16 protein-coding genes and 1 riboswitch are annotated in these 18,834 nt (G+C 73.9%); of the genes, 6 read left to right on the top strand and 10 right to left on the bottom strand.

Annotated elements, in window-relative coordinates:
• The first annotated feature begins 225 nt into the window (after positions 1–225).
• The 4 genes from JN535_RS21365 (at position 226) to JN535_RS00750 (ending at position 4,583) form a co-directional block, all read left to right on the top strand.
• Positions 226–1,785 carry a LuxR C-terminal-related transcriptional regulator gene (locus JN535_RS21365; RefSeq protein ID WP_205201085.1) on the top strand — a complete coding sequence of 520 codons (1,560 nt, stop codon included), beginning with the start codon at positions 226–228 and terminating at the stop codon, positions 1,783–1,785.
• A 226-nt stretch (positions 1,786–2,011) separates the two neighbouring features.
• On the top strand, positions 2,012–2,398 hold the full coding sequence (locus tag JN535_RS00760; RefSeq protein ID WP_205201084.1) for a hypothetical protein: 387 nt from the start codon (positions 2,012–2,014) through the stop codon (positions 2,396–2,398).
• 20 nt (positions 2,399–2,418) lie between these two features.
• Positions 2,419–3,288, top strand: a complete 870-nt coding sequence (locus JN535_RS00755; protein ID WP_205201082.1) for an NAD-dependent epimerase/dehydratase family protein — start codon at positions 2,419–2,421, stop codon at positions 3,286–3,288.
• The gene (locus JN535_RS00750; RefSeq protein WP_307868026.1) at positions 3,285–4,583 is read left to right on the top strand and encodes an enolase C-terminal domain-like protein; all 1,299 of its coding nucleotides are present in this window, start codon (positions 3,285–3,287) and stop codon (positions 4,581–4,583) included. Before JN535_RS00755 ends, JN535_RS00750 begins: the two co-directional genes overlap by 4 nt.
• Positions 4,584–4,590: 7 nt before the next feature.
• On the opposite strand, the gene JN535_RS00745 is transcribed toward JN535_RS00750, so the two are convergent.
• The 3 genes from JN535_RS00745 to JN535_RS00735 form a co-directional block, all read right to left on the bottom strand.
• Complete coding sequence (locus JN535_RS00745; protein ID WP_307868025.1) at positions 4,591–6,465, bottom strand: lipase family protein; 1,875 nt, start codon at positions 6,463–6,465, stop codon at positions 4,591–4,593.
• A 71-nt stretch (positions 6,466–6,536) separates the two neighbouring features.
• Positions 6,537–6,947, bottom strand: coding sequence for a type II toxin-antitoxin system VapC family toxin (locus tag JN535_RS00740; RefSeq protein ID WP_205201081.1), 411 nt, complete (start codon positions 6,945–6,947; stop codon positions 6,537–6,539).
• Positions 6,944–7,213, bottom strand: coding sequence for a type II toxin-antitoxin system VapB family antitoxin (locus JN535_RS00735; RefSeq protein WP_205201079.1), 270 nt, complete (start codon positions 7,211–7,213; stop codon positions 6,944–6,946). Before JN535_RS00735 ends, JN535_RS00740 begins: the two co-directional genes overlap by 4 nt.
• Positions 7,214–7,501: 288 nt before the next feature.
• On the opposite strand from JN535_RS00735, the gene JN535_RS00730 reads away from it, so the two are divergent.
• Positions 7,502–9,595, top strand: coding sequence for a glycosyl hydrolase family 28-related protein (locus JN535_RS00730; protein ID WP_205201077.1), 2,094 nt, complete (start codon positions 7,502–7,504; stop codon positions 9,593–9,595).
• A gap of 294 nt (positions 9,596–9,889) precedes the next feature.
• Here JN535_RS00730 and JN535_RS00725 read toward each other — a convergent pair whose 3' ends face one another.
• From JN535_RS00725 to gcvP, 5 genes are all read right to left on the bottom strand, one after another.
• The gene (locus JN535_RS00725; protein WP_205201075.1) at positions 9,890–10,318 is read right to left on the bottom strand and encodes a (deoxy)nucleoside triphosphate pyrophosphohydrolase; all 429 of its coding nucleotides are present in this window, start codon (positions 10,316–10,318) and stop codon (positions 9,890–9,892) included.
• Between the two features lie 79 nt (positions 10,319–10,397).
• Positions 10,398–10,652 (bottom strand): helix-turn-helix domain-containing protein, encoded by a 255-nt coding sequence (locus JN535_RS00720; protein ID WP_205201073.1) that lies wholly within the window; start codon positions 10,650–10,652, stop codon positions 10,398–10,400.
• 286 nt (positions 10,653–10,938) lie between these two features.
• Positions 10,939–11,316: a glycine cleavage system protein GcvH gene (gene gcvH / locus JN535_RS00715; protein ID WP_205201072.1), complete on the bottom strand. Its 378-nt coding sequence runs from the start codon at positions 11,314–11,316 to the stop codon at positions 10,939–10,941.
• 37 nt (positions 11,317–11,353) lie between these two features.
• The gene (gene gcvT, locus JN535_RS00710; RefSeq protein WP_205201070.1) at positions 11,354–12,580 is read right to left on the bottom strand and encodes a glycine cleavage system aminomethyltransferase GcvT; all 1,227 of its coding nucleotides are present in this window, start codon (positions 12,578–12,580) and stop codon (positions 11,354–11,356) included.
• Positions 12,577–15,636 (bottom strand): aminomethyl-transferring glycine dehydrogenase, encoded by a 3,060-nt coding sequence (gene gcvP / locus JN535_RS00705; RefSeq protein WP_205201069.1) that lies wholly within the window; start codon positions 15,634–15,636, stop codon positions 12,577–12,579. Before gcvP ends, gcvT begins: the two co-directional genes overlap by 4 nt.
• Positions 15,637–15,768: 132 nt before the next feature.
• A riboswitch (glycine riboswitch) is annotated at positions 15,769–15,876 on the bottom strand.
• Between the two features lie 126 nt (positions 15,877–16,002).
• Between gcvP and JN535_RS00700 the strand changes: the two genes are divergently transcribed.
• On the top strand, positions 16,003–16,368 hold the full coding sequence (locus JN535_RS00700) for an SdpI family protein (protein ID WP_205201067.1): 366 nt from the start codon (positions 16,003–16,005) through the stop codon (positions 16,366–16,368).
• A gap of 12 nt (positions 16,369–16,380) precedes the next feature.
• Here JN535_RS00700 and JN535_RS00695 read toward each other — a convergent pair whose 3' ends face one another.
• Together JN535_RS00695 and JN535_RS00690 are read right to left on the bottom strand one after the other, a co-directional pair.
• Positions 16,381–17,244: a formate/nitrite transporter family protein gene (locus tag JN535_RS00695; RefSeq protein WP_205201065.1), complete on the bottom strand. Its 864-nt coding sequence runs from the start codon at positions 17,242–17,244 to the stop codon at positions 16,381–16,383.
• Between the two features lie 120 nt (positions 17,245–17,364).
• Positions 17,365–18,831: a lactate/malate family dehydrogenase gene (locus JN535_RS00690; protein WP_205201063.1), complete on the bottom strand. Its 1,467-nt coding sequence runs from the start codon at positions 18,829–18,831 to the stop codon at positions 17,365–17,367.
• Positions 18,832–18,834: the final 3 nt, after the last annotated feature.

Genomic DNA, 18,834 nt, shown 5'->3' with positions numbered 1-18,834 from the left:
CTTTCACCCGTCATTCCTCTTCTTGGGCATGCTGATCTGCGGGTCCCGTGATACGACTGGATCCGGATTGACCGACCTGCGGCCCGGAGCGGCCGATCTGGAGGTTTGACGGACGATGTCGAACGACGTTCTCGACAGCGGGGGGAGACGTCCGCCGCGGTGCGCGGAGACCTGGCGGGGCAGATCCGGGGAAGCAGCTGCCGCCGACGCCGGGCGGGGGGCTTCGTGAACCTCAACGACCCCGACGCGGCGCTCGCCGCGCTCGAGCAGGCGGTCGACTCGGGGTCGTCCGAGGCGATCGCGGCGGCGGCGATGACCAACCTCTGGCCGCTCTACAGCTCGCACTACGACCTGCTCGTCCGGACGATCGAAGGGCTGCCGGCCACGATGCTCGAGCGGTACCTCGCGCTCCGCATCGTCCATCCGATGACACCCCTCCTCGCCCGGACGCACCGCCCGTTCAAGCCGCTCATCGATCCCGACGAGGCGCGGACCCTGAGCCCGGAGGAGTTCGACTTCCTCGCCCTCGCCCAGATGCTCGCGTTCCGCCTCAGCGGGGACGTCGCGGCGGCGGTGGTCTGCGCCCAGCGTCTCGCGGAGCGGTTCGCGAACGTCGATGCCGAGTGGCACCAGCGGACCGACGGGCCCCTCTGGTTCGCGCACGTCCAGGTCGGCTCGACGTACCTCCTGGCCGGCGACTCACGCCGGGCGCTCCTGGAGTTCGCGACGGCCAGAGAGCTCGGCCGGCACTCGATCCAGCCGGATGCCGAGCGGTTCGCGTTGAGCCGGCTCGCCCTCGCCCACGCGCTGCGCGGATCGCTGGACGACGCGCGCACGGCGCTCGACGAGGGCTCGCACAAGCCCGGCCCCACCCCGGCGCACGAGAGGTCGACGCACGCGACCGAGGCCACCGCCGAGGCCCTCATCGCCGTCGACCGGATGAGCGCGGACATGGACTTGCGGCTCGCGCGGCTCGAGCCTTACCACAGCGTGGAGATGACGTGGCCGTTCGCGCTCCTCGCCCGTGCACGCGCGCTCGTCGCCCAGCACCGGCCGAGCGAGGCGATCGAGGTGGCCGAGCTCGCTCAGGAGTCTCATCCGCGTCAGCACGGTTCGATCGCGAACGACATCGTCGCGGCCGTGTCGATCGAGGCGTTGCTCGCGATGGGCGACGAGGTCACCGCGCGCCGCCTGGCCGAGGACCGGTCCCGGTGCGGTCCGATGACCAGGCTCGCCGCCGTCCGGGTGGACCTGCACCTGGGCCGCCTCGACGCCGCGACGAAGGCACTCCGGCGGCTTGCCGGCGACTCGCCGCTCGGCCCTCGTCTGCGTGCCGAGCACGTGGTGCTCTCGGCATGGCTCGAGCAGGCCCACAACGGGAGGGTCAGCCACCACACCGCGCTGGCCGTCGCTCGTGCCGCGAGCACGGGCGACATCCGTCGGCTGATCGCGTCGACGCCGCGGCAGCTCGTCGACGCGGTCCGGGACCGCCTGGGCGAACACTCGGCACTCCAGTTCGACCGCTCGGTCGACGGCCTCGAGCTGCGCGACGTGCCCAACCGGTCGGCGCTGACGGAGAGCGAGCGGCGCGTGCTGTACGCGCTCCCCCTCCATCGCACCGTCGCCGAGCTGGCTGCCCAGTTCCACGTCTCGCCGAACACGATCAAGTCGCAGCTCAAGTCCCTCTACCGCAAGCTCGGATGCTCGACGAGGAACGAGGCGATCGAGCTCAGCGCCCTCTTCCTCACGAACGCGACCGACGACAGCAGGCTCCCGACACCCTGACCCTCGTCGTCGGGCGCGGCAGCCGTCGAGCCGGACCGCACCCGACCGGCCCTGCGCCGAGCCCCCGCGACCTCGATCCGACGCAGGTCCGCCACGAGGTGCGCGTCCCGTCGTCGCCCGCGAGCCGGTCGACGGCACCCGCCGCTCCGAGCGGGGCCCGTCCGGTGGCGACGACCGGCCGGGTCTAGGCTCGCCCCTCAAGGCACCGGCGCGGGAGGAGGACCGCATGACCGACCAGGACGCGCGGCTTGCGCGGCACGTCGCCGAGGCGGCGGACGCGTGGCTCCGCGACCCGCTCGACGCGGGCGTGTACCGGCGCCTCGTCGACGCGACGCTCGCATGGCGCGCGGGCGGCGCCCGCGTGGTGCCGGGCACGACGGCGGCACCCGTCCCGCCCGACACCCCGAGAGCCTGGACCGGCGCGGACGTGGCGCCCGACGAGGCCGACGACCCGGACGACGACGCGCGCTACCTCCGCCCCGAGCGCGCGCCGCGCGCGGTGGGCAGCACGCTCGCGGACGTCGCGAGCATGCTCCGCGCACGAGCGGGCGCCGCCCCGCCCGAGAGCAAGACCTCGACAAGCGGACCGCAAGAACGTGACGACCACCCGTGACGGCGACGTAGGGTGAGGCCATGACGCGCATCCTCGTCACCGGTGCCGACGGCGGCATCGGCCGCGCGACGGTGCGCCACCTCCTCGACCGCGGGTACGAGGTCACCGCACTGTCCACCGCGTTCGAGCACCCGTGCCCCGCCGACCGGCTCGTCGTCGGCGACGCCCGCCGCGCGGAGGACGTGAGCCGCGGGCTCGCCGGCGCGGACGCCGTCGTGCACCTCGCGGCGATCCCGCACCCGGACCTGGGCACCCCGCTCGAGGTGTACGCGACCAACACGACCGCGACCTGGGCGGTGCTCTCGCTCGCGGGCGAGCGGGGCGTGCGGCGTGCGGTGATCGCGAGCAGCATCAACGCCTTCGGTGTGCCCATGAACCCGCACGACGTCCGGCCCGCCTACTACCCGCTCGACGAGGACGTGCCCGCCGACGTCGCCGACGCGTACTCGCTCTCGAAGCAGGCGGACGAGGCCGCGGCCCGGGCCGCGTGGCGGCGGTGGGGCATCGACGTCGTCGCGCTCCGCTTCCCCTTCGTCCGGGACGCCGCGGGGCTCCGGGAGAACGCGACGGCCGTCGCACGCGACCCGCGCGTCATGGCGCGCGAGGGCTGGGCCTACCTGGACCTGCGCGACGCCGTCCGGGCGATCGAGGCCGGGCTGACGGCCGACCTGGCGGGCGCGCACGTCGTCGGGCTCGCCGCGGACGACACGCTCCTCGACGCCCCGACGCCCGACCTCCTTGCCCGGTTCGCCCCCGACGTGCCGCTCACCCGCGCGATCGGGCCGCGCGACGGCCTCGTCGACACGCGCCGCGCGCGCGAGCTGCTCGGCTTCCGCCCACGGCACTCGATCCACCGTCCCGACGCCCGTCCCACCCCGGAGTCTCCGTGACCGACGCCCCGCCCACGCCGCTGCCCACCGTCGACCCCGTGGACCCGGCGTTTGCGAACCCCTGGCCCGCGCGCGACGGCACGCGCATCACCGGCGTGCGCGCGATCGTCACCGCGCCGGACGGCATCCCGCTCGTCGTCGTGCGCGTCGACACGAACGTGCCCGGCCTGTACGGGCTCGGGTGCGCGACGTACACGCAGCGGTGGCACGCCGTGGCCGCGTACGTGGAGCGCCACCTCGAGCGGATCGTCGTCGGCCGCTACCCCGGCGACATCGGGGACCTCGTGCGCCTCGCGCGGCTCGCGCCCTACTGGCGCGAGGGGCCCGTGGGGAACAACGCGATCTCCGGCCTCGACATGGCACTGTGGGACATCGCCGGCAAGCGCGCGGGCATGCCGGTGCACGAGCTGCTCGGCGGCAAGGTCCGCGACGCGGCCGACACGTACCTCCACGCGAGCGGGCGGACCGTCGAGGAGACCGTCGACGACGCGGCGCGGATCGTCGACGCCGGGTGGCGGCACGTGCGCATCCAGACCGGCCAGCCGGGCCTCGGGCACTACGGCACCGCCGCGGACCCCGAGCCCGGCTACCCCGCGGCGCCCCACCCCCACGGGTGGAGCGTCGAGGAGTACCTGCGCCGCACGCCGCGGCTCTTCGCGGCGGCGCGCGAGGCGCTGGGCGAGCAGGTCGAGCTGCTGCACGACGTCCACTCGCGCCTCACGCCCAAGCAGGCCGTCATGCTCGCCCGGGCGCTCGAGCCGTATCGCCCGTTCTTCCTCGAGGACGTCCTCGCACCCGAGCACTGGGACCGCCTCCCGGAGGTGCGCGCCGCCTCACCCGTGCCGATCGCGGTGGGCGAGCTCGCGACGTCCTTCCCCGACGCCGCGCGGCTCGTCCTCGGCGGCGGCGTCGACCTGATCCGGTGCCACATCAGCGCGATCGGCGGCCTCAGCGCGGGCCGGGCGATCGCGACGGCGGCCGAGATGGTCGGGGTGCGCACGGCCTGGCACGCGCCGGGCGACACGTCACCGGTGGGTGCCGCGGCGAACGTCGCGCTCGACGTCACGTCGACCGCGTTCGGCATCCAGGAGGGCCACGTGTACTCGGACGCCGTGCACGAGGTCTTCCCCGGCACGCTGCGGATCGTCGACGGGTGGCTGCGCCCGCACGACGCGGCGGGCTTCGGCGTCGACCTCGACGAGCGCGCCGCGGCCCGCTACCCGGCGGACCTCGCCGGCCACGACGCGTGGGCCGCGGGCGTCCGCGCGCCCGACGGCGGCCTGGTCGCCCCCTGAGGTCGGGTCACCCCGCGGCGCACGTGGGGGTCGGTGGCTCGCCCGCGAGGCGCGCCTCGGTCCACCGCACGAGGTCCGGGGCGAGCGGGGAGTCGGCCTGCACGAGCCCGACGTGGTCGCGCCCCGGGTACGTGCGGTAGTCGACCGGTTGTCCGGCGGCGCACCGCGCGCCGACGTACGCGTCCTGCGCGGTGGGGAGGATCAGCGTGTCGGACGCTCCCTGGGCGACGAGCAGCGGCGCGGCGACCGGACCCGTCGGCACGTTCTCGGCCAGGCGCTCGCCCAGCGGGCCCGTCGTCGGGTCGGTCGTCCACAGCGGCTGGTCCATCGACAACGCCTCGGCGACCGAGACGAGCGTGCTCGGCTCGGACAGGCAGCGCGACGCCATCTCCCGCACGACGAACCGCGCCCCGGGACGGACGTACCCGGCCGCGTCGCTGTCCGGGTAGATCGCGTCGTACGCCTCGACGACGAACGACGCGAACACGCTGCCGCCCGCGACGTTCTCCAGGTGGGGGACGAGGCCGGTGAGGTCGCTCGCGGGCGCGAGCGCGGCGACGCCGGCGAGAGGGACGTCGGGCGCGTACTCCGGGGCGACGGCCCCGGTCCACAGTGCGGCGTGTCCGCCCTGCGAGTGGCCCCAGACGACGGTCTGCTCGCCGAGCGTCGCGCCGTCGAGCTCGCGCGCGGCGCGGACGGCATCGAGGACGGACCGCGCCTCGCCCTGGCCGACGAGGTACGGGTGGGGTCCGTCGGTCCCCAGGCCGACGTAGTCCGTGGCGACGAGCGCCCAGCCGTGCGCGAGGACGTCGTCGAGCAGGAAGAACGCGCCGGACTCGAACGGCTCGTCGAGGACCGACGGCGCGCAGCCGCGCGCGGAGCCCGTCGTGCCGTGGGCCCACGCGACCACGGGCGGCGCGGCGTCGCCCTCGAGGGCGTCCGGCACGACGACGATCCCGCTCGCCACGACAGGCTCGCCCTCGTCGCGGGTGGTCGTGTAGAGGATGCGCCACGCGGTCGCGCCGTCGGGGATCTTCCGCGTGAACGGCTCTGCCCGCACGAGGCGACCGGGCTCGGCCGGGAGGGACGCGGGCGGGTCGTAGAACGCGTCGACCTGCCGCGCCGCGCGGTGCAGGCCGACGCTGACGGCGGCGAGCGCTCCGGCCGCGACGACGGCGAGGACCGCCCCGACGAGCGCGACCCGGCCGTGGCGCCGGGGCTCGGACGGCTCGCGCGCGGCGAGCGCGCCGCCCGCGCCGACGGGCACGGCGCCGTACGTGGCGCCGGACGGTCCCGCCTGCGCGCGAGCACGGCGGACCCCGGAGACGACGAGGCGCACGCCGAGGACCACGACGCGGACGCCGAAGACCACGGCGACGACGAGCACCGTGACGTCGGGCCACACGAGGGCCAGCACGCCCAGCACCACCGAGGCCGCACCGAGCGCCAGGCGCGTCCAGCGGTCGGCGCCGGTCGACCGCAGTCCTTCGAACCCGTCCAGCACACCCGCGACGACGAGCCCGACGCCCACGAGGACCGCGACGACGACGATCGACGGAGCCGGCCACAGGACGACCGCGACCGCGAGCGCCAGGAACACAAGGCCGCGCGCGACGTGCGGCCAGCGCGGGGACTGCGGTGCGCCGGGGCCGGTCTCGTCGCCCCGGTCGGGCGACCGACCGGCGACGAGCTCCGTGACGCCGAGGACGACGGCACCCACGACGACCGCGACCACCAGGAGCGCGAGCGACGCGAACGGGCGCAGGACGAGCACCGCGCCGACGAGCGCGCACACGACCCCGAGCGTCACGGACGCCCACGGCGGGACCCTCTCCCCCGCGGCGGCGACCGACGCGCGCATCCTGGCTCCGAGGCGGCTCACGCCGCGAACGTACCGGGCACGGGGCCGCTCCGCGCGTCGGCCGTCGTCGGCGCCCGGCGCGCGGTGGCGGCTCAGGCCGGCGGTGCGGCCTCGTGCGCGGGGCGCAGGTCGGTGCGCGAGAAGTCGTCGCCCACGAAGAGGAGCCGGTCGCGCGTCGCGGCAGCCAGCGCGTACGCGAAGCAGTCCCCGAGGTTGAGCCGCGCGGGGTGTCCGCTCCCCCGGCCGAACTCCCGGTAGGCCTCGCGGGCGATCTCGGCGTGCTCGGCCGTGAACGGCTCGATCTCGATCCCGTACAGCTCGAGGAGGGCGTCGAGCCGGCGACGTTGTGCTGGGGACGACCGGTTGTCCAGGACGGCGTAGAGCTCGACGAGGGTCGGTGCGGCCATACGCGGACGGCTGGCGGCGAGCAGGATCTCGGAGAGCGTGTCGGCACCCGGCTCGCCCAGGACGACCGCGACGATCGCCGAGGTGTCGACGATCACCGAGGGAGACCGCTCTCGTCGTAGAGGGACGCCTCGGCGGCACGGACGCTGTCGACGTCGAGGTCGACGCGGATCTCGTCGAGGAGCCGGGCGATCTCGGCGCGTCGGGCCGCGACGGCCTCGTCGCCCCTCGACCGGGACTCGAGCACCTCGTCGAGACGGTGCTGGACCGCCTCCTCGATCGCGCTCGTCTGCGACTGGCCCGTGGTCTCCGCCAGCCGGCGCACCAGCGCGTGGGTGCGCTCGTTCTTGATGTTGAGGCTCATCGGACACCCTTCTACCATGGCGGAGCAGTTCGTCTACCCAGGGTAGACGCGTGCTCAACCGGTGTCCACGGCTCGCGCTCCGTCGACCGGCAGGCGCGGACTGCGCACGCAAAAAATGGACTATCGAGCGCAATATCATTACAGAGCCTTGTGTTCGCCTCGACGGCGCTCTAGTGTTCGGCACGAGACGACCCTGCGCGGAGGTGCGACCGCGCAGCGGGCCGGAAGGTCAGCACGCCCTCCGGTGAGCACGGAGGCGGACGCCTCCCGAGAGAAGACGGGTCAACGATGATTCGCAGCACGAACCACCCCTCGGCGCGCCGCCGTCGCGCTCGCGTCGCGGCCGCGACGGCGGTCGCTCTCACGCTCGTGGCGGGCACCGCGTCGGCGGCCCTCGCCCACGGCAAGCCCCAGCCGCCGGCCCCGGCCGTGGTGACACGGGCCGCCGTCGACCCTGCACTCGTCGAGGGCCGCGGGGCCGCCGTGCCGTTCCTCGAGCAGGAGGCGGAGAACGCCGTGACGACGGGGACCGTGATCGGTCCAGGGCGCGACGCCTACACGATCGAGGCCGAGGCATCGGGTCGCTCGGCCGTCCGGCTCACGGCGGGGCAGAAGGTGGAGTTCACCCTCCCCGCGGACGCGAACGCGATCACGGTCAGGTACTCGATCCCCGACTCCCCCACGGGCGGCGGGATCACGTCGCCGCTCGACGTGTCGGTCCTGCGCCAGGGCAAGAAGGTCGGCCTCGACCGGCGTATGACGCTCACGTCGGCATACTCCTACCTGTACAACCAGTACCCGTTCACCAACGACCCCACGGCGGACCTCCTCCAGCCCGGCTGGTGGGTCACCGAGTGCGCGTGCGTCCCCGCGGAGACCTCGCCGACCCCGACGTTCGAGAAGCCGTTCCGCCCCATGAAGTTCTACGACGAGCAGCGGCTCCTGCTCGGGAAGACCTACAAGAAGGGCGACGTCGTCCGCCTCACGGTGCCCACGCGCGGAGCCGCGGAGTGGACCGTCGTCGACCTGCTCGACTCCGAGAAGGTCGCGCCGCCGAAGGTACGCCTGCTCGCGGCGAACGCGCTGCTCTTCGGGGCGGACCCCACCGGCCGACGCGACTCCGCCGACGCGCTCGACAAGGCGATCGCGTTCGCCAGGAAGCACCGCCTCGAGGTGTACGTCCCGCCGGGCGTCTACCAGGTGAACCGTCACGTCGTCGTCGACGACGTGACGATCCAGGGCGCCGGCAGCTGGTACACGATCTTCCGGGGCAAGGAGGTCGCGCTCGACGCGCCCGCCCCCGACGGGTCCGTGCACACCGGGGTCGGGTTCTACGGGAAGTACGCCGACGAGGGCGGGAGCACGAACGTGCACCTGCGCGACTTCGCGATCGTCGGGGACGTGCGCGAGCGCATCGACACCGACCAGGTGAACGGCGTCGGCGGGGCGCTGAGCGCGTCGTCGATCTCCGGCCTGTACATCCAGCACACCAAGGTCGGCTTGTGGTTCGACGGACCGATGGACGACCTGCGCGTGGAGAACACCGTCGTCGTCGACCAGATCGCCGACGCCCTGAACTTCCACGGGGGCGTGACGAACTCGGTCGTGCGGAACGTCTTCGTCCGGAACACCGGCGACGACGGCCTCGCCCTGTGGTCGGAGAAGCTGCAGAACTCCGGCAACGTGTTCGAGAACAACACGATCCAGTCGAACACCCTCGCCAACGGCATCGCGGTCTACGGCGGCACGGACACCACGGTGCGCGCGAACCTCGTCGCCGACCCGGTGCGCGAGGGCAGTGGGCTGCACGTCGGGTCGCGGTTCGGCGCCGAGCCGTTCGCGGGGCGGCTCGACCTCACCGACAACACCGCGGTGCGCGCGGGCACCTACGAGCTCAACTGGAACATCGGGCTCGGTGCGATCTGGTTCTACGCGCTCGACCGCGACATCGACGCCGACGTCCGGGTCACTGGCGACCACTACCTCGACAGCACCTACAACGCGATCATGCTGGTCTCCGACTGGGGGGTGAAGGACCAGGTCGCGATCGAGGGCGTCGCGTTCAAGGACGTGCGGGTCGACGGCACCGGGACGTCCGTGGTGAGCGCCCGTGTGCGTGGCGGCGCGTCGTTCGAGAACGTCGACGCGCGCAACGTCGGCTGGGCGGGCGTGAACAACTGCGGAGCGTTCAACTTCCCGGACGGCGGCACCGAGTTCACGCTCACCGACCTCGGCGGCAACGACGGCACGTCGCTCAGCCCGTGGGAGCCGGGCACGGTCAACTGGCTCGGCCGGTTCGTGCCGAACGCGCCGAGCTGCACCGACCGGCCCCCGGTCGTCGCTCCCCCGGCCCCATCCCCGTGGGTCCAGCCGGCCGGCTGACCCCACCCCGCTGAGCGCATGAGAGAGTCGCGGTCGGATCGATTCGGCCGCGGCTCTCTCGTGCACTCACGGACGGGGTGGTGGCCAGGGTCGGCCGATGCTTCTCCGCGGACAGGACGACGACGTCGTCGCTCGCCTGTGGCGCACGTCGTACCGGCGGAGATCCCGCGAGACGCCCCGGACGTGCTCGTCGTCCGGCTGCGGCCGCGGCGCGAGGTCGAACGCCGGCTTGCCGCGATGCCGGTCATCGACGGCGACTGACGGCACCTCACGACGCCGGCACGGGGTGCCGCGTCAGACCGCCTCGGCCGCGACCTGGCGCGCGAGCGCCTCGACGATCCGCACGTCCGCGTCCAGCCACGGCACGGTCAGCCAGCTCCCGGCGTCGAGCCAGGTCAGCTCGTCGTGCTCCACGAGCGGCTGCGGCTCCCCCGCGGTGATGCGCGCGAACCACAGGCGCATGACGTGACGGTCGGTGATGATCCACGTCCCGTGGTCGGGCCCCACGAGCTCGTCACCGAGCTCGACGGCGACGCCCAGCTCCTCACGCAGCTCGCGGTGCAGCGCCTGCGTCGGCGTCTCCCCGGGGTCGACCTTGCCCCCGGGGAACTCCCAGCGACCTGCGAGGTGCGACGGTCGTGACCGGCGCGCGCTGAGCAGGAGCCGCGGAGCGACGAGATCGTCGACGATCGCCGCGGCCACCACCAGTCTGCGCAGAGTCATACGCGGAGTGTCGCACGACGTCGTGTCGCGCGGGTGACGCGGTCACGCCCGCGGCCAGGCGGGAGCGCCGGGCCGTTCGTCAGCGCAGGCCGGCCGCCCGCGCCCACGCCACGGCCTCGGCGCGCGTCGAGACCCCGAGCTTGCGGTAGAGACTGCGGACCTGGGACTTCACCGTGTTGCGCGTGACGAAGAGCTTGGTGGCGATCTGCTCGAGCGTGACGTCCTCAGACAGGTTCGACAGGACGACCCGCTCGCGGCGGGTCAGCGGAGCGATCGGCGTGGCGACCAGCTCCGACGGGGCCGCCGCAGGGCGGACCAGCTCGATGGTGCTCATGTTCTCCTCCAGATGCTCTCCGGTCACGTCATCCCCACGTGGCGAGTTCCGGTGTGTTGCTACAAGAAGAGATGGACCAAGGTCCCGTTCATGACGCGACTTTTCACCCCGAGATCTGACCGCACGTCACAAGCCGGTCGGGCGCGTCGCGCGCGGGCTGGTCTTCGCAGGTCAGGGTGGTTTTCCGGGGAGACGGAACCGGCGTCGGACGACGCGGTGGAAGGACTCCACACGCCGTCCGACGCCGATTGAGAGGTGTGATCTGCGTCACACTTTGTCGACCAGATCAGTTCCCGACGTGCGCTGCGTACTGGTCCGGGGTGAGCAGGTCGCCCGTCTCCACGACGTCCACCTTGAACAGCCAGCCGTCGGTGTACGGGTCGGAGTTCACGACCGCCGGGTCGTCGATCGCGGCATGGTTCACCTCCACGACGGTGCCCGTGACGGGCGAGAAGAGCTCCGACACCGACTTGGTGGACTCCACCTCGCCGATGACGCTGCCCGCCGTCACCTCGGAGCCCACCTCCGGCAGCTCCAGGTAGACGATGTCACCGAGCGCCTCGGCGGCCGTCGCCGTGATGCCGACGACGGCCGGGTCCGAACCGTCGATCCACTCGTGCTCCGCCGTGTACTGCAGGTGGGCCGGGAACTGGGCCTCGGTCATGGGGTTCTCCTTCGAGCTCTGGGACGGCTGGGGCGGGTCAGGACTGCTGGGGACGACGGTAGAACGGGAGCGGCACGACCACCACGGGCTCCGCGCGGCCGCGCACGTCGACGGCGAGCTCGGTGCCCTCCGCCGAGAGCTCCGGCGTCACGTACGCGAGCGCGATCGGGTGGCCCAGCGTCGGCGAGGGCGCCCCCGAGGTCACGGTGCCGACCCGGCGCGCGGACTCCCCCACCGCTCCCCCGGGCTCGGCGTCGGTGAGCACGACGGCGTACCCCGCCCGGGCGGGACGGCGCCCCAGGCCCTTGAGGCCGACGAGCACGCGCGCGGGCGCGGACGCCCGGCGCGCCGCGAGCGCGGCCCGACCGACGAACTCGAGCGGCGTGCCGTCGGCGGCGACCTTGTCGAGCTTCACCACGCGTCCGAGGCCCGCCTCGTACGGGGTCGTCGTGGTGTCGAGCTCGTGCCCGTACAACGGCATCCCCGCCTCGAGCCGCAGCGAGTCGCGCGCGGAGAGGCCGGCCGGCACGAGACCCAGCGGCGCACCGGCGGCGAGCACCGTGCGCCACAGGTCCGTGGCGCGGTCGGCCGGCACGAACAGCTCGAAGCCGTCCTCGCCCGTGTACCCGGTGCGCGCGACGAGCGCCTCCACCGGGCCGGCGGCGGTCCGCAGCGCGAGGGGGGCGGCTGCGTAGTACTTCATCGCGCGCACCGTCTCGGCGGCAGGTTCCGCCTCGTCCGTCAGGCCCACGACGATCTCCTCGGCGCGAGGGCCCTGCACCGCGACGAGCGCCGTCCGCGCACCCTGGTCGTCGACCGTGGCGTCGAAGCCCGCGGCACGGGTCGCGAGCTCGCGCGCGACGAGGTCCGCGTTCCCCGCGTTCGCGACGACGAGGAACCGCTCCTCGTCCAGCCGGTACACGACGAGGTCGTCCAGGACCGCCCCGTCCTCCTGGCAGATCATCGTGTAGCGCGCCCGCCCGGGCACCACCGCGCTGAGGTCGCCCACGAGCGCGTGGTCCAGCGCGGCCGCCGCCTGCGGTCCGGCGACCTCGATCTCGCCCATGTGCGACAGGTCGAACAGGCCCGCGGCCTCCCGGACCGCACGGTGCTCGGCGAGGTCGGACGTGTAGCGCAGCGGCATGAGCCAGCCGCCGAAGCTCGTGAGGTTCGCGCCCAGCGCGACGTGCTCGTCGTGCAGCGGGCTGTGCTTCTCGGTCGGCCCGCCGGGCCCGCTGGTCTGCTGCTCCGTGCTGTCGGTCATGCGAGGTCTCCCGTCACGTAGGACTCCAGGGGCGGGCACGAGCACACGAGGTTGCGGTCGCCCCGCGCGCCGTCGATGCGGCGCACCGGCGGCCAGTACTTGCCGGACCGCAGGCTCGCGACCGGGTATGCCGCGAGCTCGCGCGAGTACGGCTTGTCCCACGTCTCCGCGACGAGCGCCGCCGCCGTGTGCGGCGCACCGCGCAGCGGGGACTCCTCGACGGCCCAGCGGCCCGACGCGACGGCGTCGATCTCGCCGCGGATCGCGACGAGGGCGTCGACGAACCGGTCGAGCTCCGCCAGGTCCTCGCTCTCGGTCGGCTCGACCATGAGCGTGCCCGCGACCGGGAACGACAGCGTCGGCGCGTGGAACCCGTAGTCCATGAGGCGCTTGGCGACGTCCTCCGCCGTCACGCCGGTCTCGGCCGTGATCGGGCGCAGGTCGAGGATGCACTCGTGCGCGACCAGGCCGTTCGGCCCGGTGTACAGCACCGGGTAGTGGTCGGCGAGGCGGCTCGCGACGTAGTTCGCCGTGAGCACCGCCGTCTTCGTCGCCTCCGTCAGCCCGTCCGGACCCATGAGCGCGACGTACGCGTACGAGATCGGCAGGATCCCGGCCGAGCCGTACCGCGTCGCCGAGACGGGGGTGGCCGCTCCCGGCGCGAGCGGGTCGCCGGGGAGGAACGGGACGAGGTGCTCGGCGACGGCGACCGGGCCGACGCCGGGCCCTCCCCCGCCGTGCGGGATGCAGAACGTCTTGTGCAGGTTCAGGTGCGACACGTCGCCGCCGAACTCGCCCGGGCGCGCGAGGCCGACGAGCGCGTTGAGGTTGGCGCCGTCGATGTACACCTGACCACCGGCTTCATGTACGAGGTCGCAGACCTCGCGCACGTGCTCCTCGTAGACGCCGTGCGTCGACGGGTACGTGATCATGATCGCGGCGACCCGGGGACCGTGGTCGGCGAGCTTGGCGCGCAGGTCGTCGAGGTCCACCTCGCCGCTCTCGGCCGTCCTCACCACGTCGACCCGCAGACCCGCCAGAGCCGCCGACGCCGCGTTCGTCCCGTGCGCCGACGCCGGGATGAGGCAGACGTCGCGCTCGGTCTCGCCGCGCGACACGTGGTAGTCGCGGATCGCCAGCAGGCCCGCGAACTCGCCCTGCGACCCCGCGTTCGGCTGCACCGAGACCCCCGCGTACCCCGTGATCTCCGCCAGCGCGGACTCCAGGCCGCCGATGAGCTCCGCGTAGCCGAGCGCCTGGTCAGCAGGCACGAACGGGTGGAGGTCCGCGAACTCCGGCCAGGAGATCGCCTCTATCTCCGCCGTGGCGTTGAGCTTCATGGTGCACGAGCCCAGCGGGATCATCGTCCGGTCCAGCGCCAGGTCCTTGTCCGAGAGCCGGCGCAGGTAGCGCAGCATCGAGGTCTCGGAGCGGTGCAGGTGGAAGATCGGGTGCTGGAGGTACTCCGTCGCGCGTCGTGCCCACGTCGGGAGCCCACGGTCGGTTCCGGCGAGCGAAGCGACCGCGCCGTCCGCCTCACCACCGCTCGTGACCACGCCTCGACCTCGCGAGGTAGAGGCCTGGTCCGACGAGGTAGAGGCCTGGTCCGTGAGGCCGAAGGCCTGTAGCACTGTGGCGAGAGTCGCGGAGGTCGTCGTCTCGTCGCAGGCGATCTGTACATGGTCGGCATCAGGGTTGTACAGGTTCACCCCCGCGGCCGCCGCGGCGGCGACGACCGCGTCCGCGCGGCCGGGGACGAAGGTGCGGACGGTGTCGAAGAAGGTGTCGTGCTCGACGGTGACGCCGCCCGCGCGCAGGGAGTCCGCGACGGTCGTGGCGTGCGCGTGCGTGCGCTCGGCGATCGCCCGGAGACCGTCGGGGCCGTGGTAGACGGCGTACATCGACGCCACGATGGCGAGGAGCGCCTGCGCGGTGCAGATGTTGCTCGTCGCCTTCTCGCGGCGGATGTGCTGCTCGCGGGTCTGGAGCGCGAGGCGGTAGGCGGTGTCGCCGTCGGCGTCGATCGAGACGCCCACGAGGCGGCCGGGCAGCGAGCGCTCGAGGCCCTTGCGCACCGCCATGAACGCGGCGTGCGGGCCGCCGTAGAACAGCGGGACGCCGAACCGCTGGGCAGAGCCCACCGACACGTCGGCGCCGAGCTCGCCGGGCGAGACCAGCAGCGTCAGGGCCAGCAGGTCGCTCGCCACGGTGACGAGCGCGCCCGCGTCCTTGGCCTCCGCGACCACCGGACGCCAGTCGACGACGCGCCCCGACGCCCCCGACTGCTGGACGACGACGCCCACGAGCTGCGCGTCGTCGTCCACCCCGGCGGGAAAGGCCCCCGCAAGACGCGCCGCGGCGAGGCCGGCCTCCAGGCCACCCGACAGGTCCGCGACCACGACGGGCAGGCCGACGGCGTGCGCGCGACCGAGCGTGACCGCGAGCGTCTGCGGGAAGAGGTCGGCGTCGAGGACCACGTAGCCGCTCTTCGCGCGCGACGCGCGCCACATGAGCGCGACGGCCTCGGCGACCGCAGTGGCCTCGTCGAGGAGCGACGCGTTCGCGACGTCCAGGCCCGTGAGGTCCTCGACGACCTGCTGGAAGTTGAGGAGAGCCTCCAGACGGCCCTGCGAGATCTCCGGCTGGTACGGGGTGTACGCCGTGTACCAGGCGGGGGACTCGAGGACGTTGCGGCGGATCACCGGGGGAGTGACGGTGCCGTAGTAGCCGAGCCCGATCATCTGCGTCTTGACGACGTTCTTGGCGGCCAGCGCGCGCAGGTGGTCCAGCACCTCGGTCTCGGTGCGCGCCGCCGGGAGGTCGAGAGGGCGGTCGGTGCGGATCGACGCCGGGACGGCCGCGTCGACGAGCGCGTCGAGCGAAACGTAGCCGAGCTGGTCGAGCATGGCGCCCACCTCGCGCCCGCGCGGGCCGAGGTGGCGCGGCGCGAACGCGCCGGTCGCGGCGTTGTGCCGTGAGCTGGGGTCGAAGGACGGCTGGGTCACGAGGGACTCCCGGTGGAGGGGACGGCGGCGGGTCCCTCCCCGCTCTGTCATCGGACGCACGCGTCGACCTGAGAGTTTTGCCGGTCCGCCATGCCCGTGAGGGCCGGGGCGCGCCGACTTGCACCGTCGGTGGGCCGAGGCCGCCGGAGGTCCGACGAGCGCGCGGCCGCTTTCCAGAGTTGCCTCACCTCGACGGTACGGGGGCCTGAGAGATTCCCGGGGAGGGTTTGCTCCTTCGGCGCCGGCGCCGGTCCGCTGAGACCAGGTGCCGAGCTCTCCCGTCGTGGTTCGGGCGGCTACTGCAGTTGTGCGCTCGATCATACCGGGCGGGCGCCTCCCGCCGTCGCGACGTCCGGAACGTCTCCGCGCTCCCTGCGAACCCGTCCGTACCGGAGCGGTCGTGGCAGGGTGGGTGCCGTGACCGCCGACACCTGGGCCGACGTCGTGCTCCTGCTCGTGCTCGCGGGCGCGGGTCTCCTGCTCGTCTGGTGCGCCCGGGCGACCGCGTCCGGGCGCGTGGGACGCAACCAGGTCGCCGGGATCCGCACCGCGACGACGCTCGCGAGCGACGAGGCCTGGCGGACCGCCCACCGGGCGGCCCGACCGCTGAGCGAGGCCGCCGGCTGGGTGCTCGTCGCAGCGGCCCCGGTGCTGCTCCTCGTCGGCGACGACGCGGGCCTCGCCCTCGTCCTCGTCGCGGCCGGGTTGACGCTCGCCCTCACGCTCGGGGGTCTCGTCGTCGGGACCCGCGCCGTGCGCCGCCAGGTCGACCGCCGGCGCTGACCCGGCCGTGGGTCAGGCGGGCTCGGAGACGAGCTCGCGCTCCGCCGTCGGGCCCGGCTGGGGCTCCTGGGCCGAGCGGCGCGACGCCGGGCGGCCGTAGGTGAGGTAGAGCGGGAGTCCGGTGAGGAGCAGGCCGCCGACGAGGTTGCCGAGCACCGTGGGGATCTCGTTCCAGACGAGGTAGTCCATGATCGTGAACTCGCCCCCGAGCAGCAGCCCGGACGGGAACAGGAACATGTTGACGATCGAGTGCTCGAACGCCATGAAGAAGAAGAGCATCACGGGCATCCACATCGCGATCGCCTTGCCGGGCACGTCCTTCGCGAGCATCGCGCCGATGACGCCCATGGAGACCATCCAGTTGCACAGCATGCCGCGCACGAACAGCGTGAGCATGCCCGACGCCCCGTGCTCCGCGTACCCGACCGTGCGGCCCTCGCCGATGTGCCCGATCGCCTGGCCGACCTCGTTGGGCGGGGTGTCGAACCCGTAGGTGACGACGATCGCCATCATCACGGCGACGGCGAACGCGCCGAGGAAGTTCCCGACGAACACCAGGCCCCAGTTGCGCAGGACGCCGCGCAGCGTGACGCCGGGCCGCCTGTCGAGCCAGGCCAGCGGGGCGAGGACGAACATGCCGGTGAGCAGGTCGTACCCGAGCAGGTACAGCAGGATGAACCCGACCGGGAAGAGGACGGCGCCGAGGATCGCGTGGCCCGTGGTGACCGTGACCGTCACCGCGAACGCGGCGGCGATCGCGAGGATCGCGCCGCCCATCGTCGAGCGCACGAGCGTGTCGCGCGTGGACAGCAGGACCTTGTTGGCGCCGGCGTCGATGATCGTCGGGACGAGCTCGGCGGGCTTGACGTAGGACATGGCGGCTCCGGTCTCTGGGGCGGCGTCGCGGCAGGGGAGTGCCCGACGGCGCGTCCCACGCTAGGAAGCGGCGGTTTCGACCGCGTTCCCGCCCGGGAGCGACCTCGTTACCGGGGTCGCTCAGCGCGCGGGGCCACCCTGTGAGATCTCGGCACCCGGCGCGGGCTCGACCACGACGGACCGGACCGTCGCGAGGCGCCGGACCGCGCGCTCGAGGGCCCGCGTGCGGCGCGGCGTCGCGCGGAAGGTCACGACGATACGACCGGCCGGGCCGTCGTCGCCCACCGGCTCCGTCGCGAGCGAGTCGAAGCTGACCCCGCGCGTCGAGAACACCCCCGTCAGCGCGGTGAGCGTGCCCGGCTGGTCGAGGCCGTGCACGGTCGCGACCCACGCGGCCTCCGCACCGCCCCGGCCCGACGGCGCCCGGTCGCCGGTCGCGGTCGACGCACCCGGGACGGGCGCTCCGGTCCGCGCCCTCTCCCGGCCGGCCGGCCGGTCGTCCCGCGGCACCGTGCTCGCGGCGACCATCCGCTCGATGCCGTCTGCCGCGTGCGTGAGGCGGCGCGCCTCGTCGTCGGGCGGGTCGTCGAGGAGCACCCGCGTCCACCCGCCCGGGCCGAGGACCACCGGGACGCCGAGCACGCCGCGGTGCGGGGCGCCGTCGGGTCCCGTGAGCCTCCCGTCGAGCTCGCCGTCGAGGGCGACCTGCCCGGCGACGACGATCTCGCGTCCGTCGAGGATCACCTCGAGCAGGTCGACGGTCGCGCTGGCCGTCCCGGCGGGCGTCTTGGCGCCGGACTGGTGCGTCATCCATGGGCGCGTGACGAGCCGCAGGTCGGCGGGCCACGTGTCGATGAGGTCGAACGCCGCGCCCATGTCGTCGGCGGCGACGCGCGCGAGCTCGTCCTTCGCGGCCGCGATCTCCGCGGGCAGCGCGTCGAGCGTGCGGCCCCGGCGCAGCGTCGCGACGGCCCGCGCGCGCTCGTCGGCGTCGAGCCCGCTCACCCGGACCGTCGACCAGAGCGGCACGGCGTCCTCGCCGTGCTGGCCCGCGACGAACCCGCCGACGCGGTGCCGCCGCACGCCGAGCTCGACCGCGAGCTCGCGCCGGAACCGCAGGGTGTCGAGCCACGCGCCCATCCCGAGCACGCGGTGCCGCCCGAGCCGCTCCGCCATGACCGCCACGCCGAGCTCCACGGGGTTCGTCACGACGACGACCACCTCGTGCCCCGAGCCGTGCCGCGCGATCGCGTCGGCGTACTCGGCGAGCACGGCGCCGTTCGTGGCGGCGAGGACGCGGCGGTCGGGGTCCGCGCCCGTCCGGGCCGGAGGCGTCAGTCCCGCGGCGACGACGATCACGTCGGCCGTGACGTCCTCGGGGGAGTGCGCGACGTCGAGCAGCGGCGCGTGCTCGTCGTACGCGTCGACCAGGTCCGCGCGCAGCCCGTGCACGGCCCGGCCCGACGCCCCGCCCGCGCGTCCCACGAGCTGGAGCCGCGCCGTCGGCGGGAGCACGCGTCGCTCGACGATCTGCGTGCACACCTGCCGGCCGACGTCTCCCGTCGCCCCCACCACCGCTACGTCCACCCC

It is taken from the genome of Cellulosimicrobium cellulans (genome assembly GCF_016921195.1).
Lineage (GTDB): Bacteria > Actinomycetota > Actinomycetes > Actinomycetales > Cellulomonadaceae > Cellulosimicrobium > Cellulosimicrobium cellulans_F.
This window is presented reverse-complemented; position numbering and strand designations above follow the sequence as displayed.

What these genes read in the sequence shown, in the direction of transcription:
- JN535_RS00735 (WP_205201079.1), bottom strand. Translation starts at nt 7,213, where the DNA reads ATGAGCCTCAACATCAAGAACGAGCGCACCCACGCGCTGGTGCGCCGG.
- gcvH (WP_205201072.1), bottom strand. Translation starts at nt 11,316, where the DNA reads ATGACCGAGGCCCAGTTCCCGGCCCACCTGCAGTACACGGCGGAGCAC.
- JN535_RS00720 (WP_205201073.1), bottom strand. Translation starts at nt 10,652, where the DNA reads ATGAGCACCATCGAGCTGGTCCGCCCTGCGGCGGCCCCGTCGGAGCTG.
- JN535_RS00695 (WP_205201065.1), bottom strand. Translation starts at nt 17,244, where the DNA reads ATGTCCTACGTCAAGCCCGCCGAGCTCGTCCCGACGATCATCGACGCC.
- gcvT (WP_205201070.1), bottom strand. Translation starts at nt 12,580, where the DNA reads ATGACCGACAGCACGGAGCAGCAGACCAGCGGGCCCGGCGGGCCGACC.
- JN535_RS00760 (WP_205201084.1), top strand. Translation starts at nt 2,012, where the DNA reads ATGACCGACCAGGACGCGCGGCTTGCGCGGCACGTCGCCGAGGCGGCG.
- JN535_RS00725 (WP_205201075.1), bottom strand. Translation starts at nt 10,318, where the DNA reads ATGACTCTGCGCAGACTGGTGGTGGCCGCGGCGATCGTCGACGATCTC.
- JN535_RS00730 (WP_205201077.1), top strand. Translation starts at nt 7,502, where the DNA reads ATGATTCGCAGCACGAACCACCCCTCGGCGCGCCGCCGTCGCGCTCGC.
- JN535_RS00755 (WP_205201082.1), top strand. Translation starts at nt 2,419, where the DNA reads ATGACGCGCATCCTCGTCACCGGTGCCGACGGCGGCATCGGCCGCGCG.
- gcvP (WP_205201069.1), bottom strand. Translation starts at nt 15,636, where the DNA reads ATGACAGAGCGGGGAGGGACCCGCCGCCGTCCCCTCCACCGGGAGTCC.